Consider the following 26701-nt stretch of genomic DNA (forward strand, 5'->3'; position numbering starts at 1 on the left):
CATGGCGGCTCAGCTATCCTCCGAACGCGACACGCGCCGTCCGAACCAAGATTTTTTCCAAGCATGAACGAACTTCGCCAGCATTTCGCCAAGATCGCCGACCTGAACCACGCCGCTGCCCTCTTGGAGTGGGACCAGGAGACCTATATGCCCGAGGGCGCGGCCGAATCCAGGGCGCTACAGCTGTCCACGCTCCGCTCGTTCGCGCACGAACTCCTGACCTCGGACCGGACGGCGAGCCTGCTGGATTCGGCCGCGCCCGAGTCCGACATGGACCGGGATTTCATCCGGGTGGCCCGCCGGGACCTGGAAAAGGCCACCTGCCTGCCGTCTTCCCTGGTCGCCGAATTGGCGGCCACCACCGGGCGGGCAAAGGGCGCCTGGCAGCGGGCCCGGGCGGCCAACCGGTTCGCGGACTTCCAGCCGCACCTGGAGAAGATCGTGGACCTGTGCCTGCAGCAGGCCGAGGCCTACGGATACGTCGACACGCCCTACGACGCCCTCCTGGACCTGTACGAGCCGGACATGCGGACCGCGACGGTGACCAGGACCTTCACCGACCTGCGTGCGCGGCTCGTCCCGCTGGTCCAGCAGATTGCCGCCGCCCCGCAACTGGACGACGCCCCGGTCCGGGGGCATTTCCCGGAAGCCGCGCAGTGGGCCTTCGGTCTGGAAGTCGCCCAGGCGTTCGGGTATGATCTCACGCGGGGGCGGCAGGACCGCTCGGCGCATCCGTTCAGCACGTCGTTCTCCATCAACGATTCCCGGATTACCACCCGCCTGGAGACGGACTTCTTCAATCCCGCCTTTTTCGGCACGCTTCACGAAACCGGACACGCTCTGTATGAGATGGGCGTCGACCAGGACCTGGAGCGCACACCGCTGGCCGAGGGCACGTCGCTCGGCATGCACGAATCCCAATCCCGCATGTGGGAGAACCAGATCGGCCGCAGCCTGCCCTTCTGGAACCACTACATGCCGCGGGCGCAGGCGCATTTCCCGGACGGGCTCGCGGGAGTCACCGCCGAGCAGATGTACCAGGCAGCAAACCGCGTAGAGCCCTCGCTCATCCGCGTCGAGGCCGACGAAGTCACCTACAACCTGCACATCATGCTGCGCTTCGAGCTGGAGCAGGATCTGATTTCCGGGCGGCTGAACGTGGCCGACCTGCCGGCGGCCTGGAACGACCGCATGGAGGCGTGGCTGGGGCTGCGTCCTTCGAACGATGCGGAAGGCGTGCTGCAGGACATCCACTGGTCGCTCGGGGCCATCGGCTACTTCCCGACCTACGCCCTGGGCAATCTGATGTCGGCCCAGCTGTTCGATGCGATGGCCAAGGACCTCCCGAATCGCGACGACCTCGTGGCGTCCGGGCAGTTCGCTCCCATCCTGGCGTGGCTCCGCGAACACGTCCACCAGTGGGGACGCCGCAAGACCGCCACGCAGATCCTGGAGGATGTGTGCGGCACGGGATTGGATGCCGAGCCGTTCGTGCAGTACGTATCGGCCAAATACGGCGCGCTCTACGGATTGACGTCCTGATTCTGTGCATTTCTTATCAAGTGTGACATTTGTGTATACATTTGTTCACTTATGATATAGTTTTGGCAGCTCGAAATCTGATCGAGTCTGCTCATGTCCCGCGCTGCCGTCCTTCTTTTCCTGCTGCTGTTCTGCGCCGCTTCCGTGCTTCCCGCACTGGCCCGGCAATCCGGAACGCCGCCTGACGCGGAGAAACCGCGCCGCGATTCGCTGTGGACCGTCGAGATGCCCGTCATGGTCATTACGGCGTCCCGCACACTGCAGCGGCTCAAGGATACGCCGGTCCCGACACGGGTCGTCCGGTCCGAGGACATCCGCCGAACGGGGAGTCTGCGACTGACCGACGTGCTGTCCCAGGAGCCCGGGCTGTTCATTGTGCACGACCACGGCGCGGGCATCCAGATGCAGGGCATGGATCCCGCCTACACGCTCATCCTGATCGATGGACAACCCCTGCTCGGCCGCACGGCCGGCACCCTCGACCTGGACCGGCTGCCGGTGGCTGACATCGAGCGCCTGGAAATCGTGCAAGGCCCCTCGTCGTCCCTGTATGGATCGGATGCGCTCGCCGGGGTCATCAACATCATCACGCGTTCGCCCGCCGACGGGCTCACGGCCACGGGTATGGTGCGCCGCCAGTCATTCGCCACGACCGATGCGAACGCGTCCGTGTCGGGCGGGGCAGGCCCGGTATCGGCCGCCCTCCATGTGAACAGCCTCACCTCGGACGGATACGACCTGTCTCCCACGGCCGTAGGCATGACCCGCGCACCGTATGACAGCCAGACGGGCTCGCTGCGTCTGGACTGGGAGGCCGCTCCGAGCTTCGACAGCCGACTGGACGTCCGCATGGCCCGCCAGGCGCGCCGCGACGAGACGCTCGTCGGTGTGCTTGAGGACCGCCAGTACGACTGGTCCGTGAGTCCCGCGCTCGCCTGGCGGGCCACACCGGTCCACCGCATCCGGCTGAGCGGCCACGCCGCCTCGTTCCGGACGACCTCCACCGTGGACGCGTCCACCTCCCGGTTCCGCCAGGGCATGTACCGGCTGGAAGCGATCTATGATCATCTGGGGAGCCAGCACCACCTGGTCACGGCCGGTGCGGGTGCCACGCGCGACGTGGTGCGTGCCGACCGGATCCTGGGCGAGCGTCGGTCCATGGAGGCCGCACACGCCTTCCTGCAGCATCAATGGGCCCGAAGGTCCCGATTCCAGACCACAGCCAGTGCGCGGTTGGATGTGCACAGTGAATACGGAACGCATGTGTCCCCCAAACTCGCGCTCCTGGGCGAACCCACCGACCGACTCCAGCTGCGCGTATCGGTGGGCAGCGGATTCAAGGCCCCGACGTTCCAGCAGATGTTCATGGACTTCACGAATCCCGTGGCCGGCTACTCCGTGATCGGTGCATCGGATGTGCGGCCGGAGCAGTCGGTGTCCTGGAATGCGTCCGTAGCGTGGAATCCCCACCGGCGGGTGGACATCACGGTATCGACCTTCCTGAACCGTGTTCGCGACCTGATTGAGACCGTCCCGGTGGCCATCAAGCCGAACGGCCAGAATGTCTTTTCCTATGTCAACCTGGACCGGATCCGGACCCGCGGTCTGACGCTCGACCTGCAAACGCGGCCCACCCGGACGGTGAGCGTTCGCGCCGGCTATCAGTTCCTGGATACGGCGGACCTGTCCGTGCTGGAGGACCTGGATGCCGGGCGGGTGTTTGCCCGCCGGGACGGCGTGGATTACCGCCTGACGCGCAAGGACTACGGAGGCCTGCTGAACCGTTCGCGCCACTCCCTGCATGCCGCCATGACCGCCGAGCGCGTAATGGCCGGCGTCGACGTCACGGTCCAGGGGCAGTACCGCAGCCGGTACGGGCACGCCGACCTGAACGGCAACCTCATCCTGGACGCCGCCAATGAATATGTCCCGGGCCACTGGCTCTGGAACGTCACCACGGAACGCTCCGTGGGCAACCGCCTGCGTCTGCAGGCGGGCATCCGCAACCTGTTCAACCTCACCAACGCACCGCTCATCCCATCCCAGCCGGGGCGCCAAGTGTTCGCTTCGCTGGCATTCGAGTATCAACCATGACACGTATTTCCCTGCTTTCCCTCATCCTGCTGTTCACGCTCACCGCCTGCAGCGACGACCCGGCGTCCCCGGACGGCGGCAATGAAGTGGTCGCCGAACGCGTGGCCGACCTGCCTGCCGATCCGTTCGTCGGATTCGTCAACGGCCGCCCCGTGGGTCAGAACCTCCATTCCTTCTACAGCCTGCGCGAAAACCGCATTGTTGAACGCGCCGATTCTGCGACGACGCAGTGGGACGTGGCCTTCCGGGGCTCGACCATCCTGGTGAACGGCGGAACCAGCGGGCCTGGCCAGGGCGCGGCTCAGATCCTGGAAACCACCTTTGCTGAAGTGACGCTGGCCCCGGAAACCGGCTATGCCACCGATTCGGCCGCCGGACCGGCGCTGGGTACGGGCAGCGGTCAGTCCTGGTATTCCTACAACCCCGCGACGCAGATCCTGCAGCCGACCCCGGGCCGCGTGATTGTCGTGAAGACGGCGGACGGCCGGTATGCCAAGATCAACATGGTATCGTACTACCGCGGCGCACCGGCCAACCCGGTGAATACGGACGAAGCCCGCTACCTGACGTTCGACTTCGTCTTCCAGCCCGATGGCAGCCGGTCATTCGAATGATCTCCTTCGTCCACTACATCCCGATCCTGACGACCCTGCTGGCCGTCCCGTTCTCCATCCGGCTGTACCGGCATTGGCGGAAAAAGCCGTCCGCGCTGTACCTGTTCTGGTGGATGCTCGGGGTCATCATGTACGGCGTCGGCACGCTGACCGAGAGTCTGACGACGGTGCTGGGGTGGCAGGAGGGCGTATTCCGGGCCTGGTACATCAGCGGGGCGCTGCTTGGCGGCGCTCCGCTGGCCCAGGGCACCATCTACCTGCTCATGAAGCGACGCACCGCCCACGTCCTGACGGGACTGCTCATCGTGTATGTGGCCGTGGCAGCCGGGTTCGTGCTGGTCTCCCCCATTGACTACATCCTGGTCGAGGCGCACCGCCTGTCGGGCAGCGTCCTGGAGTGGCAGTGGGTCCGGTTGTTCTCGCCCATCGTGAACCTGTACGCTTTCCTGTTCCTGGCCGGTGGCGCCGCCTGGTCGGCGTGGAAATACCGGCACGCCGGCGCCGAATTCGCCAGCCGCGTGAACGGCAATGCCCTGATTGCCGTAGGCGCGCTCTTGCCCGGCATCGGGGGATCGTTCACCCGGGCGGGCTACGTGGAAGTGCTGTATGTGACCGAATTGCTGGGACTTTCCCTCATCTGGTGGGGATACCACGTCATGGTCCGGAATCCATCCGGGTCGGTGCATGCCAACCAGGGTTGATCCTTCCTCGTTCCGCGAGTACAATAGAGGTACAGGAAAACCCCTAAAACCCATGAGCATCAACCTCGAGCTCCATCTGGACCACCTCCACATTTCCGATGCGGTCGTCGAGAAAATCCAGTCCCGCCTGGACGGGTTGGATGAAGAGCGCAACGACATCACCGGAGCCTATGTATCGGTCAAGCAGATGTCAGGCAAGCCCACCGTCAACCTCTACGAAGCCACGGTCGTCCTGTATCACAAGCCGGAAAACCTGACCGGATCGGCCAAGTCGCGGGACATTCCGGAAGCGATTGCCGATGCCCTGGTCGGAGTGGAACGCCAGCTGCGCAAGGCCCGCTCCGCCATCCGGGATCGACGCAAACGAGCCGTGAAGGCATCGAAGCTTCTTACAGACTGAACTCGGCGCTGCCGCCCGGCACGGACGTGGACGACTGCAAGGCGTACGGCGTCCGCGGCTGCGGTGACGCCGGCACGCTCCCCTCCAGCAGCCGAACGGCAAACGGTGTCGAACGGTTGTCGTCTTCGGCCATTTCCACGGTCACGAAAACCGCAGCTCCGGAGAAATCGGGCGGAAACGTCACACCGGCGGGAGGATCCAGCAGGAAGTCCTCACCCGGAACGAGAGGGACATCCTGGAAACTGTGGGGGTTCGACTCATCGAACCGGTCTCCCCGGGAAAATTTTCCGGTGGAGAACACGGTACCGTCCGACAAAGAAATCCATCCCTCATAAATCCACTGGGAAGGCAGCTCCGGCAAGTCCAGCGTCGGCTGGAGTTGAGCGCCCTGTCCGGTCCCGAACCACAAGCCACCCAGCTCGTTGTTCGGGTTCGTGTCGGAGGGCGTAGCGAGCTGGAAGGCCCCCGTGAATGGTCCACCCAGCTCCGCACCCAGGGCCAGCGGATGATCCACCGACAGGGTGACTCCTCCATTGTCGACATCACCCGCCATGAGGACGCGATTCGACGGGACGGTACCAGAATCCGTCTTGCCGTTTATGGTCACCATGACGGTCGTGGCGCGGGCCACGTTCGCCGACATGGACAACGTCCGCGATACGATCTGGCCCAGGTTGTTCACGAACTGACCGTTCTCATTCACATTGAACACCGTCGACCCGACCGGCGTATTGTCCACCATGGCCCAGACCTGATACCTGAAGCCATCCTGGAGGGGCACCAGCCCGTCCACGTCCAGGGTTATCCGGAACCGGTTTGCCGGCTCGTCGGAAGAAGAGGTACTGTCACAACCGGCGACAAACAGGATAACCAGGAGAACGGGCAGGTAGCGCATGATATTCAGGGCAAGGTGACATCGGGAATTCCGTGTCGATACGTCCACGGCGCGACCCGGTTCTTGAAACCTGCATTGGGTACAGGCTTTTGCCCGAAACTTCGACGACGTACTTTCCCGACATGCCCACTGCCACCCGACCCATCCTGCAGCAGCCGCTCTATCCGGATGCCACCAAGCTTCGCGCCACGCTGAAGGAATTGTCCCAGCGCCCGCCGCTCGTGACCCCATGGGAAATCCGCCGGTTGGAATCCCTGCTTGCGGAGGCCGCGGCCGGAAAGCGATTCCTGCTGCAGGGCGGCGATTGCGCGGAGTTGTTCTCGGAATGCCGTCCCGAAATCATTTCCAACCGGCTGAAAGTACTCCTTCAGATGAGCCTCGTACTCATCTACGGTCTGCGCATGCCGGTGGTACGGGTCGGTCGGTTCGCCGGACAGTACGCCAAGCCCCGCTCGGCCGACCTGGAAACCCGGGGCAACATGACGCTGCCCTCGTACCGCGGGGACATCGTGAACGGGACGGAATTCACGGCCCACTCCCGCACCCCGGACCCGGAGCGCATGCTGCACGCGTATCACCACGCGGCCGCAACACTGAATCATGTGCGGGCCCTGGGCGAAGGCGGATTTGCCGACCTGCATCATCCGGAAAACTGGAATCTCGGTTTCGTGAACCAGGATGCCCTCCGGAAGGAATACCAGGACGTGGTCGATGCCATCCTGGAATCCATCCGGTTCATGGAGGCCGTGGCACCGGGACCCCGGACGGAAATGGAGCGCGTGTCGTTCTACACCAGCCATGAAGCCCTGCTGCTCCCGTTCGAGGAGGCGTTGACGCGCGAGGACGCCCAGTCCAGCCAGACCTTCAATATTTCGACGCATTTCCCGTGGGTGGGCATGCGCACCGCCCAGCCCGATGGCGACCACGTGGCCTATTTGTCAGGCATCGCAAACCCGGTGGCGTTGAAAGTCGGTCCCGACATGCCGGTTGAAGACCTCAAGACGCTGGTCCGCACCTTGAACCCGGACGCCCGACCCGGACGATTGACGCTCATCACCCGCATGGGGGCGGAACACATCGAACGGTATCTCCCGGGAATCATCGAGGCTGTCAAGGCCACCGGTACACCGGTGTTGTGGACCTGCGATCCCATGCACGGGAATACGGAAACTCTCGATTCAGGCATAAAGACCCGCCGGTTCCAGACCATGCTGACGGAGCTGGAGTCGGCCTTCGATATCCATGCCGCGGCGGGGACGGTGCTGGGCGGCGTGCACCTGGAATTGACGGGCGAGAACGTGACGGAGTGCACCGGCGGGGCCGGCGGCCTGGACGAAGACGACCTCAAGCGGGCGTATCAATCGCAGGTGGATCCCCGATTGAACGGGGAACAGGCACTGGAGATGGCCTTCGCCATCATCCGGAAGCGCCGCTTCATGCGGGAGTAGCCCGTCGTGGAACGGTAACGGTGAACGACGTCCCGGCACCCTGTGCCGAATCCACCGATATGCGTCCGTGCATTTCTTCCACCAGTCCGTAGGCGACACGGAGCCCCAGGCCACTGCCCTCCACGGGCCGGTCCAGATCGAAGGCCTCCTGGCTGAAAGCTTCGGCCGCCTGCTCCAGGAATCGGGCATTCATGCCGCGCCCGGTATCGGAAATCATGACCTGGACGTCGTCCGATGTACTCTCCAGACGCACATTCACGCGGCCTGACTCCGTGAACTGGATGGCATTGTCCAGCAGGTGACCGACGGCGTGTGAGAAGTGATCCGGATCCAGGATGGCATCCACGGGACCCGCGGGCTCCACGAACAGCAAGTCGAGCCCGGCCCGCTCTGCCTCGACCCGGAACGAGTCCGTGGTGGAGCGCATGAGTTCCACGATATCCACCTTGCGCGCGTGTTGCTCGATCTTGCCCGACGACAGATGGGCAACCGACAACACGGAATTCAGCATGCGGAGCAGGCGCGTGCCGCCGTCCCGGATGAGTCCGGCGAATTCCTGGTGCTCCCCTTCGGTTTCTTCCACGAGCATGTCGGAGAGTCCGATGATACCGGCAAGCGGTGTCCGGATTTCGTGGCTCATGTTGGAGAGGAACGCGGACTTCAGTCGCGACAGTTCTTCCACACGCTGCTTGGCAACCAGCAGTTGCCGTTCCGCCGCTTTCCTGTCCGTCACGTCACGCAGTACACACAGGTAGCCCAGCGGCGACCCGATCTCGTCCTCCAGCAGGTTTATCCGTGCGTCGAACCAACGCAACTCGTCGCCGATTCGCCGGGACACTTCCGCCGAAAACGTCCGCGTATCCCCATCCCGGCTCATGACATCGGCCAGGCCCCGGATGGCGCCCCGGAAGTGCGTGCCGATTGCTGACCGGTCCATGCCGAAAGCGGTCGTGGCGGCATCGTTCAAATCGGCAATGACGCCCCGGACATCCGTCACGATGACGGGATCCTGCATGACACGCATGATTTCCCTGCGGGCAATGGGACGCAGATCCAACAGGCTGAACCGGAACAATCCGATCGCGAAAAAGACGCCTGACACCGAAAAAGCCACCGGGGTGTAGTCCAGCTGGAAAAAAGCGTCCGGGTTGCTCAGGTAGAGGGCATTCAACAGCAACGGCACGAAACTGCCGCCGAGCATCATGGCCGCCTGCTGGCGACGCCGACCACTCAGTTTGAAGGCCGCATGCCCGAAAATGGACATGCTGGCACCGACCATGCCGTATGCGTAGAGGGTATAGACCCAGAACCAGGGTCCATACGTCCGACCTACCGACGTGAAGTGCTCGCTCTCTGCCGGCCACTGGACGGCAAAGACCCACCCGTGCAACGCATTCGTGGCAATCAGGGCCATCGTGACGACGGGGACAATGAACAGGAGGGCCACTTCCCAGGCCTTCCGGAAATGACGGATGCCGGAGAACGCCAGCGCCATCAGGAACCAGGTCACCGGAATGACGGTGACCGAAATGAACTTGATGTCGGCCCAGAATCGCTTCACGCCGAAGTCCGGGCTGAGCAACTGAAACGTGGACGACATGGACCAGAACGCCGCCAGTAGCATGGACATCATGAAGTACCGGGCCTCGGGGGACCGGTACCGGTGCATGGCGTAGCCTCCCAGTGCCAGTGACAGCAGGATGCTCGCGACGAAGGGGGCGATAATGGGGAACGAAACGGTGTCCACGCTCTGGGTATCGTCCCAAATCCCGGATCGCTTAACGGTCCGGATTACACCGTCACGACTTCTTCAATCCGGGATATCCACCCCCCGGCCAAGAGCAGTTCCGCGTGCTCATCGTAGACCACCAGGGCCTGGCCCGGGGTAATGGCCTTGCGCGCCTCGAAGAAAGAGACATGCAACGTGTCGCCTTCCTGGCGCACCAGGCAGGGCGCACCCGGATCGTTGTACCGGATCTTGGCCCATGCGTGGCGCTCCTCGCCGAGGTCCGCTGCGCCCACGAAGTTCAGCTGACCGGCCACCAGTCGATGCTGCATGAGTTCGGACTCCGGACCCACCACAATGGTATTCGTCTCCGGATCTATCCGCGTCACGTAGGCCGGCCATCCCATGGCCACGCCCAACCCATGCCGCTGCCCGATGGTATAGAACGGATACCCCTCATGCGTCCCCACGCGCGTGCCATCCGACAGCACCATGGGCCCCGGACCGGCCTTCTCGTCCATTTCCGGGACGCGGTCACGCAGGAACCGACGATAGTCATTGTCCGGCACGAAACAGATCTCGTACGAGTCCGGCTTGTCCGCCACGCGGTCCAGTCCGAATTCGGAGGCCATTTCACGGATGCGCGGTTTCGTCAGTTCTCCCAACGGGAAAATGGTCCGCGACAGGTTCTCCTGCGACACACCCCAGAGTGCGTAACTCTGGTCCTTGTTGCGGTCCACACCGGGGAGCAGAGCGTATCGGCCCGTCTCCGGATCCTGTCGGACGCGGGCGTAGTGTCCGGTCGCAATGTGCTCGCATCCCAGGTCGTCCGCCCGGCGCATGAGCGCCTCCCACTTGATGTGCGTATTGCAGAGCACGCACGGGTTGGGCGTCCGGCCCGCCATGTATTCGTCGGTGAACCGGTTGATGACCCAGTCCCCGAATTCCTGGCGGATATCCACGATGAAGTGGGTAAAATCCCACGTGAGCGCCACCGAGCGGGCATCGTTCATGGATTCGAGCGTGCAGCATCCGACCACCTTGGCCGAAGCACCCGCCGCAGCAGCGCGTGCGGCCGCACCGCCGGAGGACGCGTGGTCCCAGGTCTTCATGGTGATGCCCACCACTTCGTATCCCTGTTGCTTGAGCAGCACGGCGGCGACAGAGGAATCCACTCCGCCGCTCATGGCTACCAGCACCCGTCCCTTCGAACTCATGATCTGTACGCTTCTGCGATGACTATCTGGATTTCGTTCAGGAAGCCATTCAAGCGCCTGAACATCCGCTGATTCGCCTCTGGACGGCGTCCGGCGGTCTCGGGCAGCACTACGGCCGACTCCAGGATGTGATCCTTGAAGAAATGGGTAGCACGCAAGGCCTCCGCCAGCGGTACCCCGGCCGAAACAATGCCTTTCGCGTAAATCCGGGCCACCACGCGGGCCTCGTCCAGGATATCGTCACCGTCGTCGCCTTCCACGCCCACGTATTGCATGAGCAAGCCCATGAGCCGGCGTCCCAGGACCCGCTTCTCCTCCAGTTCGTCCTGGTTGGCGGACTGCGCCCAGTCGGCCTTCACATGCTTCAGGTCCTCGCGCGTCGTGGCCAGCGCGCGCTCCTGGAAATCCTCGCGGGCGGAAGCAGCAGCAGTAACAGACATCGTGCCCCGGTCCGGCCCGCGTTTCAGGCGGGCCACTTCCGACGCCGGAAACCGGCGATGCCCGCCAGGCGTCCGCACGACCTCGATCTTTCCGCTCTCGGACCAACGCCGGAGCGTGACCGGGTGGACCCCCAGTTGCTCGGAGGCCTCCTTCAGTGTAAGCAGTTCATCCATGCTCCAATGTACGCTTCTGGACCGTATACTGTGCCCGTCCGTACGCGGAGACCAATCCTCTTGCCACCATGCGCCTGCTCGTACTCAACGGCCCGAACCTGAACCTGCTGGGTTCACGCGAGCCCCACATCTACGGATCGAAGACCCTGAAACATCTGGAGGATGACGTGCGCGAACGGCATCCGGACGTCTCCACTGACTGGCGCCAGAGCAACCATGAAGGGGAGTTGATCGATGCCATACAGAAGGCCGCGGACCAGGGATACACCGGCATCATCCTCAACGGCGCCGGATTCACACACACGTCAGTGGCCCTGCGGGATGCGGTGGCAGCCACACCGTTGCCCGTTGTGGAAGTCCACATCTCAAACATCCACGCGCGTGAGGAATTCCGCCAGCATACCCTGACCGGTGAGGTGGCCACCGGCGTCATCACCGGGCTGGGCACCGCAGGATACCACCTGGCCGTGCAGTACTTCCAGGAGCGCCACGCGACCACGGCATGAGAGGCCGCATACGGCAGCTCGCCTCGGACACCGCCGTCTACGGTGTATCGTCCATCGTGGGGCGGTTGGTCAACTTCCTGCTCTTCCCGCTCTATTCGCACGTCTTCCTGCCGGATGCGTACGGGCCCATCATCGTGCTGTACGCCGCGTTCGTCTTCCTGAACATCGTGTACCAGCACGGCATGGAATCGGCCTACCTGAAGTTCGCCTCCGACGAGGAGGTGAGCGGGGACGGCCGGCATGGTGGGCGCAGTGCAGCCTTCACCACCGCCGTGCTCTCCGTGGGCGGGGTCATGCTGGTGTGCACGGTCCTCATGCTGGCGTTCCGGAGTCCGTTTGCGGCCCTCATCGGGCTCGACACACGGCATCTGCACCTGCTGGGTTGGGCCGCGGCCATCCTGGCGCTGGACGCCCTGGCCATCGTTCCGTTTGCGGATTTGCGTCTCCGGAATCGCCCCTGGACCTTCGCCGGCGTGCGCCTGGCGAACATCGCCGTGAACGTGGGGCTGAACCTGTGGCTGCTGCTCGGCCTGGACATGGGCGTGGAAGCCATCCTGATGGCCAATGCGGCGGCCTCGGCGGTGACCGTACTGCTGCTCGTGCCCGTCATGACGCATCGGATGGCGGCGCGCACGGACCGGGCGCTGTGGCGGAAGATGCTCGCATTCGGCCTGCCCTTCGTACCGGGTGGGTTGGGATACGCGCTCACGGAGCGCATCAACATTTTCTTCCTGGAGCGGATGGATGCGTCGCGGGTCATTGAACTCTACGGCGACCGGTTCACCGATCCCGGCCTGGCACAACGGGCCGCAGAGCTGGGTCCGGGGGTATACACCGAATATGTGGTCGGGACGTACGGCGGCATGATCAAACTGGCCGTGCTCATGGCCCTGTTCGTGCAGATGTTCCGCTACGCGTGGCAGCCGTTCTTCCTGCAGCGCCGGCGGGACGACGATGCGCCGGAGCTGTTCGGCAAGGTGTTCTTCCTGCTCACCTGGATGCTCGGCGCCGTGCTGTTGGCCGTGTCGTTCCTGGCAGACAACATCGTGTCCCTGCCGTTGCCGGGCGACCGGTACTTGATCGGGCCGGCATACTGGATGGGGCTGAGCATCATTCCGGTTGCGCTGCTGGGGTATTTCTTCCAGGGATGGTACTACCATTTTTCGGCCGGGGCATACATCCGGGAACGGACCCGGTGGTTCCTGCACGCGACGCTGGCCGGCAGCGCGGTGGCCGTGGCCGTGAATGCGCTGTTCGTACCGATGTACGGGATGATGGCAGCTGCTGCCGGGACCGCCGCCGCCTATGCCACCATGGCCCTGGTCCTGCTCTGGCTCGTGCGGCCGGTCTACCCGGTGCCCTACGCCTGGGGCCGGGTACTCGTGCTGCTGGCCGTGGGTGTGGGCGTTTTTGCGGTCTGGACGTTCGTGCCGGGCGCCGACGGTCTGCTGCCTGAACTCGGGATGGTGACCGTGTACGCAGTAGTGGGCGGGGTGCTGGCCAGGCGAGCCTGACACTCCGGTCGGAATCGGCAGGTGCAACGCGCGGGCAAACCATTCCGTAGGCGGGACGGTCCAAAGCCAAAGCCAGCCTGTCTCATTCAGCCCCCTGCGTGCCATGTTCCGCAATTATCTCGTGACCGCGCTCCGCGCGTTCCGCCGTCGTCCCGTCTATGCCATCGTGAATGTGGTCGGCTTGGCGCTCGGCATGGCCGCGTGCGTCCTCATCCTGACGCTCGTCCACTTCGAATGGAGCTTTGACCGCTATCACGAGAACGCGAATCGGATCCACAAGACCAACTTCCGCTACCTGACGCCCGACGGAACGCCGGAATACCAGCTCATGATGACGCCCGAATTCACACCGGCGTTCAAGGATGCGTTTCCGGCCATAGAACGGGCCACACGCCTCGTGCAGAATTCCATGGACATCCGGACCGGCGATGAGGTGTACCGCCGGATGATGGCCGAAGTGGACCATGACTTCTTCCGGATGTTCACCGTGCCGCTCCTGGCCGGGGATGTTGAACGGGTCCTGCTGTCCCCCGACGACATGGTCATCTCCCGCTCCACGGCCGAGGCTTGGTACGGCTCGGCCGAAGCGGCCGTCGGTCAGTCGACCAATATTTCCCGGGGTGATCTGAACAAGGACTTTACGGTCGTCGGGGTCTTCGAGGACTTCCCGGCCTGGTCCTCCATCACCTTCGATGTAGCCGTGTCGTTCGAGAATTACGGGGACATCCGGCTCGGTGGCAACAACTGGGGCGGCCGGACCTCCACGTACATCCTCCTGGCAGAGGGCACCGACGCCGAGGCGTTCGAAGCCGGACTCGGGCCGCACGTCGATACCGCATTCGCGGAATACGTCGAGGCCATGCGCGGCGCATCCCGGATGGCCACGCACGATGGCGCGTACACCCTTGAACTGCAACCGCTGGCCGACGTGCACCGGTCCCCCGAAGTGGGTGTGAGATATGAGCGCGCCGTCCACAATCCACTGTATTCCTGGATTCTCGGGGGTATCGGCCTGCTCATCCTGCTCATTGCATGCATCAACTTCATGACGCTGTCCGTCGGGCAATCCGCCACGCGGGCCCATGAGGTCGGCATCCGGAAGGCGCTGGGCGCCGATCGCGGGCAGCTCATGAAACAGTATCTGGGTGAATCGATGGTGCTGGCAGGCGGTGCCCTGCTGACCGGCCTGGCCCTCGCGGTAGTGCTCCAGCCGTGGTTCAACACGCTGACGGGCAAGGAACTGTCCATCCTGGGTCTGTCGCCCGTCCTGCTGGTGGTCGGAATCCTGGCCTTGCTCGCCACCGTCGGTCTGATTGCGGGCGGATACCCCGCCGTGGTCCTGTCACGGTTCCAGCCCGCCCGCGTCCTGAAGGGCGAAACCCCGAAGTCCGGTCGCGGCCTTCTGACACGGAGTCTGGTCGTTCTGCAATACACGATCTCTATCGGCCTCCTCTCAAGCCTGTTCATCATGAGCCAGCAGATTGACCATCTCCTGAATGCCGACATGGGGTACGATGCCGAGCGTGTGGTGGCCATCGAAGCCCGCGGATTGGACCCGAATCGTGCCGAGGACTACGTGGAAGCGTATCGCCAGGCGGTCATGCCCTCCGGATACGTCGAGAATGTGGCCCGGGCCGGACAGGCTTTCACCCGGAGCAGTGACCGGAACGGCTGGGCCGATGCGCAGGGCATCCAGCGCCAAGCCTACAATTTCGGCGTGGATTACGACTACGTGGACGTGATGGGCATGGAAATCGTGGCCGGGCGCAATTATTCGAAGGACTACCCGGCCGATCCCACGAATTCCATCCTCGTGAACGAGGCCCTCGTACGGGAATTCGGGATCGAGGAGCCGGTGGGACATATCATGCACGGGTGGCTCTCGTTCATCTATGAGACCCCGCCGACCATCATTGGCGTCGTGGAGGACTTCAACTACCAATCGCTGCACACGGCTGTGCAGCCTGCCGTCCTGAACATGCACCCGGGCTACTACAATCGGTTGGGCGCCATCCTGGTCCGGCTGAAACCTGGCAATACCGAGCAGGCGCTGGCTGCGCTGGAGGAGGCGTGGTCCGTCGTGGCGCCCGGTGCGCCCTATGCGTGGGCCTTCGTGTCTGACGACATGGCCCGGCAGTATGCCACCGAGCAGCAGTGGCAGGATATCGTGACGTGGTCGTCCATCCTGGCCCTCATCATTGCCTGCATGGGCGTCTTCGGGTTGGCCTTGCTGACCGTTACGCGCCGCATAAAGGAGATCGGCATCCGGAAGGTCCTTGGCGCGAGCGCCGGCAGCATTGTCCGCCTGGTTTCCGGTGAGTTCGCAGTCCTCGTGGTGATCTCGTCCATACTGGCCGTCCCGCTGGCCTGGTTCGCCATGGACCGCTGGCTGGAAAACTTTGCTTACCGCATGGATATGGGCGCCGGCGTCTTCGTGTTGGCTACTGCCGCCGCGCTGTTCGTGGCCATGATGACCGTGGCCTGGCACGCGTGGAACGCCGCTCGGGTGGATCCGGCGCGGACGCTGAGGCAGTAGTCTTGCGCGTTCACGGAAATTTCGTAAGTTGGCGCGCATGGCTTCCCATGAGCACATACGCAGCCTGGTTGAGGGCCTGACCGCGCCCCAACCGACCCGCGCTGCCATCCAGGCCGGCGTGGATCATGCCTACCGGCTGGCCCGGGCGTACCTGAGAACGGCGCGCAGCCACTCGGTCATTGCGCACGTCCTGGTGTGCCGCCCTGACCGGGACCTGCCGCTGGACCTGATTGCCGATCTGTTCGAAACCAACGAACTGGGACAGTTCGTGCGGATCCGCGATTACTTCTCCGACCCTGCCCATTGGGAGTCCCAGGCAGCGGTGGACCGGGCCTGGAAGCGCCTGGTTTTGGGCACCGTTTCCGACGGACTGTTCGCACGGTACAAGGACGCGGACGGATCGCTGTCCAGGATTGTCCGCAACCTGAAACGGATTGCCCGGACCCTCGAGGAAGACCTGGAACTCGTCCGGTACGGTGGTCGACTCCGAATCCAGATCAAGGACGCGCCACCCGAGCGGTTGCATCTCCCGGTCCTGCTGCCCGAATACATGGACCCGTACCTCCGGCGTGCCATGAAGGACGGGGTCGATTTGAGCCGGGTCCTGATGGAGGTGAAGAGCGTGCTCACGGCCCAGACCGACCACGCGCCCCATTTCGAATTGACCACGCTGGCGCTCCTGCTGCGCTCCACGACCGTCCGGCTGCATGGCGAAGCCCCCTCCTCCACGCGCGAGACGAGTCCCGACCTGCCGGCCACCCTCCGACGTGCCGTTGCTCGGGTCCGGAAATCCAGGTACGCCTTCTACGTGGAGCGGGAACGGCTCACGGGACAGGAGTACGACCTGATGTGTCAAGCCGTCGAAATCCGGATGGTGTCCCACGCCGAGATCGGTTTCGGTCACGTTACGTCCAACATGCTCGCACTCCAGGAACTCATCCCGGACCTGTCGGAAGAACACTATCGTCAACACTATCGCAGCATCTTCGAGTACCTTTTCCAGTTGGTCCGGGACGAATTGGAGAAATCCCTCCTGAAATCGGCAACCCCCACGCGTCGGTAGGATATACATATAAAGTCAGCCTTTTATTTCACGCCCGTGATCGACGTCATCGAAGCCTTGGTATGGACCCCCTCTGCGCTCCCCGAGCCAGAGCTGCGGCACGCCGAGCAGTTGGTGGCGACGGATCCCGTGGCGCGCGACCTGTGGGAGTTCCTGTCGGCCCTCCGGGCGGAAATGCTGGACCACGCATCGGAATGGAATCCGGAGGACATGCCGACCCATGTCCGGACGTTCGCGGAATCGCTCTACACGCCACCGCGCCGGATTCCGCTCCGGATGAAGCGCGAAGTGGACCGGGACGTGAAAACCCGAACCGCCCTGCGGACCAACATGGCCGCCGCGACCGCCTCCCGCAGCACCCGATTCCGTTCGCTGGGGTCCATGCTCAATCGGGAAGAGGGCATCCTGGTCCGTTTCCTGCTCGACGACGAAGCCGACCTGGTCCGGGGCTACGCCCTTTCGACGTCCGGTGTCGACGTGACCACCTCGGTCGTGGTGCTCGAGGGCCATGCACAACCCATTTGTCCGGACGCCAACGGGGCTTTTTCCTTTCCGGCGTCGTGGGTCCGACCGCCTTCGTCCTTGGCCGACCAGAATGTGGACCTGTTGCTGCCCGTGGCCGCCCTCGCCTTTGAAGGTCGTCCAGAGGATTTCACCATCCATCATCCGGATTCCGGAGAGGTCATGGCCACGTTTTCCGTGCGCGGGAAGGACCTGATACCCGCCATTTCCACAGACGGGCCCTATCACCTGACGGCCACATGCTCGGGAGGCGACGCCACGGTCCTTGTGGACAATGAGCCGGTTCCATGCGATCCCGGCGTTCCGTGCGTCATCAGGGCGTATGCCCGGTGACCGGCATCATCTCTCCGCGCTGGATGTAGAGGATGCGCTGGACGGGTTGCGGGTGCGACACAGCCACACGGAGCATCTGACGCACCGGCTCGTGGGCGTACTCCTGTTTCTTACGGATGACCTCGGACGACTGGACCCGTTCCAGGCCGCCGCATCGTTCGCGGATGACGTGCTCGACCTCCTCCCCACCCACGGAGACATCCCGGATCTCGACGGAGTCGATCCGATGATCCTGGAGGAAGGTGGCAACGTCGTTGCCCGCCTCGCCGCGCTGGAAGGGTGCGCCCGTATCCTGCCGGATTTGCGGCGTTCGTCCGATGCGCTCCTGGCCATGGCCACGTTCCAATATGTTCGCCTGGGCAGCCAGGTGCATGCCCACCGCCTGCTCCAACACCGGTCGCCTGGCGCCGACACACCATCCCGCGGTGGGCTGGAGAAATCCGTCCTGCAGGACATCCGTACGCACCGACCGGCTTGGGAATCCATGTATACGGCGTGCATGAACAATGCAGACCGCAGGCGGCGCGAACGCCGGAATTCCGCCATCTTCCCGGTCGTTCCGACCGTCCACCATGCATCGACCCGGCGGGTGTTGACGGCCGGATACACCCGTACCCTGACGTGCACCATAGCCGGGCGGTCGACCAACGGGGACTCCTTCGATACCATCTTCAACCTCGACGGCGATCCGGGGGCCGCGACCCGCACCCCCCTCAGCGCGGGCAGGACCTTGCTGCGTGATCATGAACCCGCACTGCTGCGGCGAACCTTCCAGGGTACGTTCTCGCTGGACGGAGGCGGCGCGGTCCACTCCGGCGAATCGGCCGGCCTGGCCATGGCCCTGCTTTATTTCTGCGCGGTCGTCCAATTCTCCGGGCGTCGCCGGGAATGGTCCGTCCGCCCGGATTGTGTACTTACCGGGGCCGTGGACGACGATGGGTACGTCCTTCCCGTTGATCCCGGCAGCATCCGGGCGAAAACAGCGGCTGCCTTCTTTTCGGGTGCCAACCTGTTCGTTCTGCCACGCGTCCACCTGGACGAAGCCGAAACCGCACTGGCCATTCTCCGGCAACGGTATCCTGAGCGGCAGTTGGAAGTCCGGGGGATCCAGTCCGTCCACGAGGCGGCGGCGGACCGCCGGATTGTACACTCGGAAAAACGCGGGCTGGTGAACCATGTGCTCCGGCAGTTCTGGATGCGGAAGTGGCTGGTTGCCGCTGTCTTCGCCGGCGTGATCCTCGGCATCTCCGCCATGATCTGGCGCGAGACCTGGATTGATCCCTATCCCCATACCTGGTCCTGGGACGAGACGTCCTATGTGGTGCTCAATTCGGACGGGCAGGAGCTGTTCCGACTCTCCGCGAGCCGGGAAACCATAATTGCCCTCCAAACAGGATCCCAGGGGTTTCGTCCGGCCGTTCTGTCGGACCTCAACGGAGACGGCTTCAAAGACCTTGTCGCCCTGGACAGTCGCCAACTGCTGGACGGTGACACCGGTCTCCTCCATATCGCCGACGGACGGACGCATCGGGTGCGCACCCTCGACATCTTTGACATGGAGTTGCCGTACGACCGGGATCTGTCCGTTGTCCACGGCCGGATGTCGCCCTGGATGGTGATTGCCGGTGATTACGACCAGAACGGTACGTCGGAAATCTATGTGGCGGCCATCCACGATTTCTACCCGACCGTGGTCATGAAACTGGATGCGATGAGCGGAGCCATACTGGATGTCTATCATCACTCGGGCGTCTTCAGGGCGATGATGGCGTTGGATCTGGATGACGACGGTCGGGCTGAGATTGTCCTTGGGGGGACCAACAATGCATTCGACCAGGCCGTGATCGTCGTCCTGGATCCGGAACGATTCGGTGGATTCGGCCCCAGCCAAGGGGTGTATCAACCTGGCCCCGGTCCGACCGGGCATGAGCGGTTGTATCTGCGGTTGCCCCGCACCGGAGTCGGGCGTCTTGCACCGCCTCCGTTCCCCGTTGTCAACGAAATCCGGCCGATGCTGCAGGACCGCCTCATCCAGTTCACCACCTGGGAAGCCATGCTGCGTCGCGTGGATAACACGCTCCTGAATGCTTCCATATACCTTTACTTGGACTCGGATCTACGCGGCTTCGGCATGGGCACCACCGATTCCTATGATGGAATCTGGGATCGGTTGAATACGATGGGCCTCGAACCGCCCCCGCTCGACAGCACGTTCATGGCCACATTCGTGACCGGACTGGAGCGGTGGACATCCCAAGGATGGGTGCCGCACCCGGTCAGCCCGCGGAGTAAAATGTAACCTGGCAGGTTACATATTCAGCAAGCGTTACAGGATGCCAGGAATACCGTTCATCAGCATCGTTGTTCGTTGAGTGCTTGCTGCTATCATGACGATGCCTGCTGTGGGCGGGGGGCGCGAGCCCCCCGCCCACAGTCGTTTTGGGGCCTGCTGGATCGTATTGGGCTGTCTCGACCTGACCCTTGAAGGCGCCGAACCGTTTGGGAACCCTGTGCGTATAAGTCCAATAATCCCAAACATCAAGGCATCCACGATGCCCACCCGGACCTACATGAAGACCAAGCCCACCTCGACCTTAATGTCCTGTTTCACCGCCCGCAACGGCCTTCTGCTCATTGCCGTCTTTTCGCTCACACTCATGGGATGCAACGCCAGCAAGGCCCTCAAAGGCGCGGGCATAGGAGCCGGCGCCGGCGCCATCATTGGCGGGGCCATCGGCAAGGCCTCCGGTGAGACCGCCAAGGGTGCCATCATCGGTGCTGCCGTGGGTGGATCGGCCGGGGCCATCATCGGCAACGAGATGGACAAACAGGCCCGCGAGTTGGAAGAAGAACTGGAAAACGCGCGGGTGGAACGGGTAGGTGAAGGCATCCAGATCACGTTCGATGCCGCCATCCTGTTTGCGGTTGACTCCTCGGAACTGTCCGAAGCATCCAAGGCCAACCTGGACAACCTGGCGAACAGCCTGCAGGAGTACCCGAACACCAATATCCTGATTGTCGGTCATACGGACAATACGGGTGCCGAATCCTACAACCAGGCCCTGTCCGAGCGTCGTGCCGGATCGGCCGCGGCCTACCTTGCCCAGCAGGGCATTGCCACGACCCGGTTGGCCATTTCCGGCCTGGGTGAAACCACTCCGATTGCAGACAACTCCACAACGGAAGGCCGTCGCCAGAATCGCCGTGTCGAAGTAGCCATTACCGCTACCGAAGAATACCGCGAATCCCTGGAGGCAGAGTCGGGCAACTGATCTCTATTCCGTCCGCAGGGTGACCACCGGATCCATCCGGCTCGCACGCCAGGACAGGACGGCCGTCGTACCGATGGCCAGACCGAATACCAGCAGGCCTCCTGCCATCAGGGTGGTTGGCTGGACGTGGGTCGCATAGGCGAACCCGTCCAGCCAGCGCGCCCCGAGCCACCAGGCAACGGGCAGCGCCAATCCGAGTGCCAGGAGCACGAGTCCGGCCATGCTGCGGCTCAGGAGCATGACCAAGTTCCACTCCGACGCGCCCACTACCTTGCGGATTCCGATTTCCCGCCGGCGGCGCTGGGCCGCGAACAACGCCAGGCCAATCAGACCCAGGCAGGCCACAAGCAGGGCCAGCCACGTTCCGTACGTGACCAATGTTGCGGCGCGTCGCTCGGCCACGTAGAGCGCATCGAATTGCTCGTCCAGGAAAACCGAACGGAACGGATTTACCGGGTCGAAGCGGACGTACACCTCTGCCAGTGCATCGATCGTACCCTGCGATGCATTCCCGGTCAGCGCCACGGTCATCTGGGAGTACCAGGCGTCCGGCGCCATGAACAGCATGACCGGTGAAATCCGCTCGTGCAAGGAACGGAAATGGAAATCCTTCACGACACCGACGACCTCCAGGGATCGACCGACCGCCGGCATCAATACTGCTTTGCCAATCGGCTCATCCCAATCCATCTGGCGCACGAATTCCTCGTTCACAAGGACTGCGGACGCCCGGTCGGTCCCGAACGCCCGGTCGAAAAATCGACCCTCTCTCAATTCAAGGCCGTATACGACCGGGAAGTCCCAGTCTCCCACCAGCATGCGGATGGAGGGCATTTGCTCAGCGGGAACGCCCGGCACTTCTGCCGGAATGCCCCAATCGCTGCCGCCTGGACGGTTGCCTGACATCGTCACGCCCGAAACACCCGGTACATCCAGAATGGCCCGTCGGATGTCTTCCAGCCGGGACTGCATGGATGCATCCTGCAAAGGGATGGCAACCCGGTTGTCTTGCTCAAAGCCCAGCGGGACCTCCTCCACATACTGCATTTGATCGTCTACGATACCCGCCAACATGAGAAGTGCAGCCGATACCGCAAATTGGAACACGACCAGGATGTGTCGGAGCCGGTTGGATCCGCCCCTTGACCCGCCCTTTGGACCGTCGCCGCGCATGGCCACACCGGGCGTGAACCGGGATTGGACGAGCGCCGGGTACCATCCGGCCACCAACCCGATCCCCAGAATGAACAATGCCAGCCAACCCAGCGCCTGACCTCCCAGGAAGTCCTGCCACATGAAAGCCTTCCCGGTCAACGCGTTGAACTCGGGGACGACAGCCAACGCCAGTCCGATGGCCAACATGCCGCCGAGAACGGCCAACACCATGGACTCCGTCAGGAAGCGGGATATCACGCCCCACGAATCGGCCCCGAGGCTCTTGCGCACCCCGACTTCGTGCGATCGCTGGGAGGCCCGCGCCGTGACCAGATTCACGAAATTGAGTGCCGCCACGACAAGCACGAGCAGGCCCAGGAGCCCCAGCGTCCAGACCCGTTTCGCGTCGCCCGTCGGATACATTTCCCGGAACTGATTGCTCCGCAGCCAGATGTCCGTCAGCGGCTGAAGCCAGACACCGGCGCCGTCAATAGTCGCTTCCGCCGGGATATTGGCCGCGACGACGTCCGACATGGCCGCACCCGTCACCGCCGGATCCGCGCCGGGCGCAAGTTTCACATACGTGTAGTACTGATTCCACCGCCACCAGTCATCGTGCCGCTCGTCCGTGTAGCTGGCCATGGAAACCAGCATGGGAAACCTGAAATGCGACGTCCTCGGAACGTCCTCCATGACACCCGTCACCCGGTACAGGTCACCACCGCCGAGCACGACTTCCCGACCCATGACATCCGGACCACCGAACAGCTGCTCGGCCAGGCTCCGTGTAAGGACCACGCTGCCGGGGGCCCGCAACGCGGTCCGCTCGTCGCCGGCAAGGAAGGGCCAGGTGAACACATCGAAAACCGTTGAGTCCGCGAACAGCGTCCCGACGATGGGCAGTCGTTCCCCGTCGACCTCGGCAAACGTGGAGCCGAATGGGGAAAACCGTGCGACAGCCTCGACGGCCGGAACCTCCTGGGCACCACGGATGCCCCACGGGCCGTTGATCTTGGCAATGCCATGGAACCCATCGGCGTCGTATTCGCCATTGACCCGGAATATCCGATGGCTGTCCTCATGGTATTGATCGTACGCCAGTTCATCCTGTACATACAGGGCGAGCAACAGTGCTACCGCCATTCCGACGGCAAGGCCCGACAGATTCAAGGCGGAAATGCCCTTCTCGCGTCGGATGGACCGTCCAGAGGTGACAAGATGGTTCAGGATCATGGCTGTTCGCTCCATGGGTTGACGGCGCCGCGCCCGCAGCGAATGCGCCCGCATGAATAGAAGGACTTCTTTCCAGTAGATGCACCGCGCCCTGAACACGCCCATACGCTGGATATTCTGGACAAACGATTCGTCAAGATCCCCGCGGATCTCCTCGTACACGTCTCCCCGGCAATACCAGTCCAGGAACCGGATGGCCGAGTCCGGCGGATGCGTTCTGCGCGTCATGATGACACTCCGGGACGCAATCCGTCCGGCATGCGGGCCAGCAACGAATTCCGCGCCTCCTGCGCTTCCCGCAAGGCCTCCAAGGCCGCACCGGTCACCCTGAACATGCGCTTTCGGCGCCCGCCCCGCTCCTCGGTGGCCCCTTGCATGCCCGACTCCAGGAATCCCTTGTCTTCCAACCGGTACAGCGTGGCGTGGATGGCCCCCAAGGACACACTCCTGCCGACTTCGTCCGCCAGCAGCTGTTGGACCGTCAGACCATAGCCCTGGCCATCCAGGGCCGCAACGGCCATGAGCACCAGCTCTTCGAACTCACCCAGTCTCGATCCACGCACAGGTCGCCTCATGAATTCATGGAAACGATCCTGTATATGCAAAATGATAAGAAAGGTTACAGCCCCTTTCTGCTTCTTGGTGTAACCCGCCAAAAATAGGGCGTAATCAGGCCGTAAAGACCAGGTAGACCGAATACACGATCCACGTCGCGACCAGCGTCGCCCCTTCCCAACGGTTTATCCGTCCGGGGCGGCGCAGGCCCGCGCCGAAAATCATGACTCCGACCGTCATGGCGCCCATGACAGCCACGTCGCGCGTCAAGACCCCGTCCGGAACGTCAAACGGAGCCACCAGGCCAGCCAGTCCGACCACCACCAGCGTGTTGAACAGGTTGGATCCGATGACATTCCCGATGGCCATGTCGTGTTTGCCCTTCCGGGCCGCCGCCACACTGGATGCCAGCTCAGGCAGCGACGTGCCGATAGCCACGACCGTGAGTCCGATGACCAGATCACTCACGCCGAACCAACCGGCGATCTCAACCGATCCCCAGACCAGGGCCCGGGAGGAGACAATGAGCAGCAGCAGGCCCACCACCAACTGGATGGTGGCGGTCCGAACGCCGACGTCGGCATGAACGTCCATTTCCTCCTGGAGCGCATCGGTGGTCTCGGCCGACTTGCGGAAGCTCCACGCGAGCAGTGCCCCGAACAGCGCCAGCAGCAGGAGCGCATCCACACGCGTAATCGTCGCATCCCACACAATCCACGCCGCGACGAGCGTCACGGCGGTGAGGATGGGCAATTCCTGCCGAACGATCCTGGATTGCACGGCGATGGGACTCAGGAGCGCGGTGATACCGAGGATCAGGCCCAGATTCGCAATATTTGACCCATAGGCGTTACCCAGCGCGATCCCGGGGTTGCCGTCAATGGATGCGAACAGGGACACGACCATCTCGGGTGCGGACGTGCCGAATCCGATGATGATCATGCCGATGACGAGGGGCGATACGTGGAAATGCCGCGCCACGTCACTCGCGCCGTCCACGAACTTGTCGGCGCTCCAGATGAGTACGGCGAGGCCGACGAGCACGGCGGTCACCGCCAGGAAAAGAGTCATGGACCAGGGGCTGTCTATTGGAGGGAGCCCAGCAAGGTACGGACGAACGCGATCTCGTCCATGTTGACGGTGTGTCCCATGCCGGGATAGATCCGTTCCGTGACGTCGGCGCCGAGCGCGTTGAACACCTGCGTCGATGCCTGCACCCGCTCGAGCGGAATATGGGCATCGATGTCGGAACAGCCCAGGAAAACGGGGGTGCCGTCCAGCGGTTGGCCGGATGTAGGGGCGTATTCGAATGGAGCCTCACCGCCCTGCCCGATGAGGCCGCCGCTCAGCATGACCACGCCGCCGTAGCGGCGGGCATTCCGGGCCGCGAATTCACCGGCCAGACACGCCCCCTGCGAAAACCCGAGCAGAATGATCTGTTCGGTCGGGATACCGTCCTGTTCGAGCGCTTCGACGATATGGCCGATGACCGCAAGACCGGACGACAACCCGGGCTCATTCTGTTCGATGGGCGCCAGGAAACTGTGCGGATACCAGGTGTGACCCGCCGCTTGCGGAGCGACATAGACGATGCGATCAGCGGTGAACTCCCGGGCAAATTCCAGCATGCTGCCAGCCGATGCGCCGCGACCGTGGACCAGGATGACGGCGGCGTCGGCCTCCTTGGGCGTCACGCCCGCCCGCGCCACGGGCTGGCCTTGATGGGGGCCATTGGTGAGGGGTGAACGATGGTTCGAGGTTGCTGTCATGATGCAGGGAGGGTCAACGGCGGCAGTTGGGCTTCGATGTGCGTCCGGTGCGGCTCCAGCCATTCCGGAAGTTTGAGATCCATGCCGAGCGAGGCCAACGGCTCGTCTGCGGTGAATCCGGGCGGATCGGTAGCGATCTCGAACAGTATGCCGCCGGGCTCCCGGAAGTAGATGGAGCGGAAATAGTTGCGGTCCTTGACGTCGGTCACATGCAGTCCCGCCGCTCGGATCCGGTCCTGCCATTCGAGTTGTTCCTCGTCGTTGCGGGCCCGGAAGGCCACATGGTGCACCGTCCCGACGCCTTGCGTGGCACGGACGTCAGAACCCACGATGTCCACGACGGCGCCCAGGGAACCCTCGTCGGTCTTGGTGTGGCTGTTGTTGGCGGCGTGGAACCGTGTGCGTCCGTTTTCGCTGCCCACCTGGCGATAACCGAAGACGTCGACCAGCACACGGGCGGTTTCGTCCGGTGCGACGGAATCGAGGGCGACACCATGGAATCCGATGATGTCGTCCGTATCGGAAGACGGCACGGCCACCAACGCCAATACCAATCCGTCCGGGTCGCGGAACGGCACGACGGGCTGGCCGAAGCGGGTGGTCGGTTCATCGTAATCGACGCCCTTTTCCCGGAATCGGGTCTGCCACGCGGAGATTGCGTGATCGGGAATGGCAAACGATGTTTCGGCGGTCTGTCCCCGTCCGGATCGTCCACGGGGCGCACCGGCCCACGGGAAGAACGTCAGGATGGAGCCCGGGCTGCCCTCCCGATTCCCGAAATAGAGGTGATACGTGCCCGGATCGTCGAAATTCACGGTCCGCTTTACCAGCCTCAGGCCGAGTACGCCCGCATGGAAATCAACGCTTTGCTGGGCCGGCCCGGAGATGGCCGTCACATGGTGGATGCCTTGGATGGGATTCATGTTCGTACGTCGTGGGGTGAGCTGATACACAATAGTTACGCCGAAACCAGGCCCGCCCTGCCTCTCCGG

22 protein-coding genes are annotated in these 26701 nt (G+C 63.4%); 13 read left to right on the forward strand and 9 right to left on the reverse strand.

Annotated features, from left to right (window positions below; all coding sequences use genetic code 11):
• Positions 1-63 precede the first annotated feature (63 nt).
• From RIE53_13250 to RIE53_13270, 5 genes are all read left to right on the forward strand, one after another.
• Complete coding sequence (locus RIE53_13250) at positions 64-1542, forward strand: carboxypeptidase M32 (GenBank protein MEQ9105650.1); 1479 nt, start codon at positions 64-66, stop codon at positions 1540-1542.
• A gap of 93 nt (positions 1543-1635) precedes the next feature.
• The gene (locus RIE53_13255; GenBank protein ID MEQ9105651.1) at positions 1636-3636 is read left to right on the forward strand and encodes a TonB-dependent receptor; all 2001 of its coding nucleotides are present in this window, start codon (positions 1636-1638) and stop codon (positions 3634-3636) included.
• Positions 3633-4250, forward strand: a complete 618-nt coding sequence (locus tag RIE53_13260; GenBank protein ID MEQ9105652.1) for an HmuY family protein — start codon at positions 3633-3635, stop codon at positions 4248-4250. The genes RIE53_13255 and RIE53_13260 overlap by 4 nt, the downstream gene beginning before the upstream one ends.
• The gene (locus RIE53_13265; protein MEQ9105653.1) at positions 4247-4951 is read left to right on the forward strand and encodes a hypothetical protein; all 705 of its coding nucleotides are present in this window, start codon (positions 4247-4249) and stop codon (positions 4949-4951) included. The genes RIE53_13260 and RIE53_13265 overlap by 4 nt, the downstream gene beginning before the upstream one ends.
• A 52-nt stretch (positions 4952-5003) precedes the next feature.
• A complete protein-coding gene (locus RIE53_13270) occupies positions 5004-5351 on the forward strand; it encodes an HPF/RaiA family ribosome-associated protein (protein ID MEQ9105654.1) in 348 nt (115 codons plus the stop codon).
• On the opposite strand, the gene RIE53_13275 is transcribed toward RIE53_13270, so the two are convergent.
• Entirely contained in the window at positions 5341-6246 is a 906-nt protein-coding gene (locus RIE53_13275) for a hypothetical protein (protein ID MEQ9105655.1), read from the reverse strand. The genes RIE53_13270 and RIE53_13275 overlap by 11 nt on opposite strands.
• A gap of 122 nt (positions 6247-6368) precedes the next feature.
• Here RIE53_13275 and RIE53_13280 point away from each other — a divergent pair, with 122 nt between their 5' ends.
• Positions 6369-7694, forward strand: a complete 1326-nt coding sequence (locus RIE53_13280) for a 3-deoxy-7-phosphoheptulonate synthase class II (GenBank protein MEQ9105656.1) — start codon at positions 6369-6371, stop codon at positions 7692-7694.
• On the opposite strand, the gene RIE53_13285 is transcribed toward RIE53_13280, so the two are convergent.
• Genes RIE53_13285 through RIE53_13295 form a run of 3 tightly spaced genes read right to left on the reverse strand, consistent with a single transcriptional unit; the run spans position 7681 to position 11251 of the window.
• Complete coding sequence (locus RIE53_13285) at positions 7681-9441, reverse strand: histidine kinase N-terminal 7TM domain-containing protein (protein ID MEQ9105657.1); 1761 nt, start codon at positions 9439-9441, stop codon at positions 7681-7683. The two genes, RIE53_13280 and RIE53_13285, sit on opposite strands and share 14 nt — an antisense overlap.
• A 44-nt stretch (positions 9442-9485) precedes the next feature.
• Positions 9486-10637, reverse strand: a complete 1152-nt coding sequence (mnmA, locus tag RIE53_13290) for a tRNA 2-thiouridine(34) synthase MnmA (GenBank protein ID MEQ9105658.1) — start codon at positions 10635-10637, stop codon at positions 9486-9488.
• The gene (locus RIE53_13295) at positions 10634-11251 is read right to left on the reverse strand and encodes a helix-turn-helix domain-containing protein (protein MEQ9105659.1); all 618 of its coding nucleotides are present in this window, start codon (positions 11249-11251) and stop codon (positions 10634-10636) included. Before RIE53_13295 ends, mnmA begins: the two co-directional genes overlap by 4 nt.
• Before the next feature lie 68 nt (positions 11252-11319).
• On the opposite strand from RIE53_13295, the gene aroQ reads away from it, so the two are divergent.
• The 7 genes from aroQ (at position 11320) to RIE53_13330 (ending at position 20997) form a co-directional block, all read left to right on the forward strand.
• A complete protein-coding gene (aroQ, locus tag RIE53_13300) occupies positions 11320-11757 on the forward strand; it encodes a type II 3-dehydroquinate dehydratase (GenBank protein ID MEQ9105660.1) in 438 nt (145 codons plus the stop codon).
• Positions 11754-13271, forward strand: a complete 1518-nt coding sequence (locus RIE53_13305; protein MEQ9105661.1) for a polysaccharide biosynthesis C-terminal domain-containing protein — start codon at positions 11754-11756, stop codon at positions 13269-13271. The genes aroQ and RIE53_13305 overlap by 4 nt, the downstream gene beginning before the upstream one ends.
• 103 nt (positions 13272-13374) lie before the next feature.
• Positions 13375-15807, forward strand: coding sequence for an ABC transporter permease (locus tag RIE53_13310; GenBank protein MEQ9105662.1), 2433 nt, complete (start codon positions 13375-13377; stop codon positions 15805-15807).
• A gap of 37 nt (positions 15808-15844) precedes the next feature.
• Positions 15845-16870, forward strand: coding sequence for a hypothetical protein (locus RIE53_13315; GenBank protein ID MEQ9105663.1), 1026 nt, complete (start codon positions 15845-15847; stop codon positions 16868-16870).
• A gap of 36 nt (positions 16871-16906) precedes the next feature.
• Entirely contained in the window at positions 16907-17725 is an 819-nt protein-coding gene (locus tag RIE53_13320; protein ID MEQ9105664.1) for a hypothetical protein, read from the forward strand.
• Entirely contained in the window at positions 17715-20024 is a 2310-nt protein-coding gene (locus tag RIE53_13325; protein MEQ9105665.1) for a hypothetical protein, read from the forward strand. The genes RIE53_13320 and RIE53_13325 overlap by 11 nt, the downstream gene beginning before the upstream one ends.
• Positions 20025-20322: 298 nt before the next feature.
• Positions 20323-20997 carry an OmpA family protein gene (locus tag RIE53_13330; protein ID MEQ9105666.1) on the forward strand — a complete coding sequence of 225 codons (675 nt, stop codon included), beginning with the start codon at positions 20323-20325 and terminating at the stop codon, positions 20995-20997.
• Between the two features lie 3 nt (positions 20998-21000).
• Here the strand turns inward: RIE53_13330 and RIE53_13335 are convergent, their stop codons facing one another.
• The 5 genes from RIE53_13335 to RIE53_13355 form a co-directional block, all read right to left on the reverse strand.
• Complete coding sequence (locus RIE53_13335; GenBank protein MEQ9105667.1) at positions 21001-23613, reverse strand: ABC transporter permease; 2613 nt, start codon at positions 23611-23613, stop codon at positions 21001-21003.
• A complete protein-coding gene (locus RIE53_13340; GenBank protein MEQ9105668.1) occupies positions 23610-23960 on the reverse strand; it encodes a PadR family transcriptional regulator in 351 nt (116 codons plus the stop codon). Before RIE53_13340 ends, RIE53_13335 begins: the two co-directional genes overlap by 4 nt.
• Positions 23961-24054: 94 nt before the next feature.
• Positions 24055-25011 (reverse strand): calcium/sodium antiporter, encoded by a 957-nt coding sequence (locus RIE53_13345; protein ID MEQ9105669.1) that lies wholly within the window; start codon positions 25009-25011, stop codon positions 24055-24057.
• Between the two features lie 14 nt (positions 25012-25025).
• Positions 25026-25709 carry an alpha/beta fold hydrolase gene (locus RIE53_13350; GenBank protein ID MEQ9105670.1) on the reverse strand — a complete coding sequence of 228 codons (684 nt, stop codon included), beginning with the start codon at positions 25707-25709 and terminating at the stop codon, positions 25026-25028.
• Complete coding sequence (locus RIE53_13355) at positions 25706-26632, reverse strand: ring-cleaving dioxygenase (GenBank protein ID MEQ9105671.1); 927 nt, start codon at positions 26630-26632, stop codon at positions 25706-25708. The genes RIE53_13350 and RIE53_13355 overlap by 4 nt, the downstream gene beginning before the upstream one ends.
• Between the last annotated feature and the right edge of the window lie 69 nt (positions 26633-26701).

The organism is Rhodothermales bacterium, assembly GCA_040221055.1.
Lineage (GTDB): Bacteria > Bacteroidota > Rhodothermia > Rhodothermales > UBA10348 > 1-14-0-65-60-17.

Excerpts from the sequence above, each read along its gene's own strand:
- RIE53_13250 (MEQ9105650.1), top strand. The coding sequence starts at position 64 with ATGAACGAACTTCGCCAGCATTTCGCCAAGATCGCCGACCTGAACCAC.
- RIE53_13255 (MEQ9105651.1), top strand. The coding sequence starts at position 1,636 with ATGTCCCGCGCTGCCGTCCTTCTTTTCCTGCTGCTGTTCTGCGCCGCT.
- RIE53_13260 (MEQ9105652.1), top strand. The coding sequence starts at position 3,633 with ATGACACGTATTTCCCTGCTTTCCCTCATCCTGCTGTTCACGCTCACC.
- RIE53_13265 (MEQ9105653.1), top strand. The coding sequence starts at position 4,247 with ATGATCTCCTTCGTCCACTACATCCCGATCCTGACGACCCTGCTGGCC.
- RIE53_13270 (MEQ9105654.1), top strand. The coding sequence starts at position 5,004 with ATGAGCATCAACCTCGAGCTCCATCTGGACCACCTCCACATTTCCGAT.
- RIE53_13275 (MEQ9105655.1), bottom strand. The coding sequence starts at position 6,246 with ATGCGCTACCTGCCCGTTCTCCTGGTTATCCTGTTTGTCGCCGGTTGT.
- RIE53_13280 (MEQ9105656.1), top strand. The coding sequence starts at position 6,369 with ATGCCCACTGCCACCCGACCCATCCTGCAGCAGCCGCTCTATCCGGAT.
- mnmA (MEQ9105658.1), bottom strand. The coding sequence starts at position 10,637 with ATGAGTTCGAAGGGACGGGTGCTGGTAGCCATGAGCGGCGGAGTGGAT.
- RIE53_13295 (MEQ9105659.1), bottom strand. The coding sequence starts at position 11,251 with ATGGATGAACTGCTTACACTGAAGGAGGCCTCCGAGCAACTGGGGGTC.
- aroQ (MEQ9105660.1), top strand. The coding sequence starts at position 11,320 with ATGCGCCTGCTCGTACTCAACGGCCCGAACCTGAACCTGCTGGGTTCA.
- RIE53_13305 (MEQ9105661.1), top strand. The coding sequence starts at position 11,754 with ATGAGAGGCCGCATACGGCAGCTCGCCTCGGACACCGCCGTCTACGGT.
- RIE53_13310 (MEQ9105662.1), top strand. The coding sequence starts at position 13,375 with ATGTTCCGCAATTATCTCGTGACCGCGCTCCGCGCGTTCCGCCGTCGT.
- RIE53_13315 (MEQ9105663.1), top strand. The coding sequence starts at position 15,845 with ATGGCTTCCCATGAGCACATACGCAGCCTGGTTGAGGGCCTGACCGCG.
- RIE53_13325 (MEQ9105665.1), top strand. The coding sequence starts at position 17,715 with ATGCCCGGTGACCGGCATCATCTCTCCGCGCTGGATGTAGAGGATGCG.
- RIE53_13330 (MEQ9105666.1), top strand. The coding sequence starts at position 20,323 with ATGTCCTGTTTCACCGCCCGCAACGGCCTTCTGCTCATTGCCGTCTTT.
- RIE53_13335 (MEQ9105667.1), bottom strand. The coding sequence starts at position 23,613 with ATGACGCGCAGAACGCATCCGCCGGACTCGGCCATCCGGTTCCTGGAC.
- RIE53_13340 (MEQ9105668.1), bottom strand. The coding sequence starts at position 23,960 with ATGAGGCGACCTGTGCGTGGATCGAGACTGGGTGAGTTCGAAGAGCTG.
- RIE53_13345 (MEQ9105669.1), bottom strand. The coding sequence starts at position 25,011 with ATGACTCTTTTCCTGGCGGTGACCGCCGTGCTCGTCGGCCTCGCCGTA.
- RIE53_13350 (MEQ9105670.1), bottom strand. The coding sequence starts at position 25,709 with ATGACAGCAACCTCGAACCATCGTTCACCCCTCACCAATGGCCCCCAT.
- RIE53_13355 (MEQ9105671.1), bottom strand. The coding sequence starts at position 26,632 with ATGAATCCCATCCAAGGCATCCACCATGTGACGGCCATCTCCGGGCCG.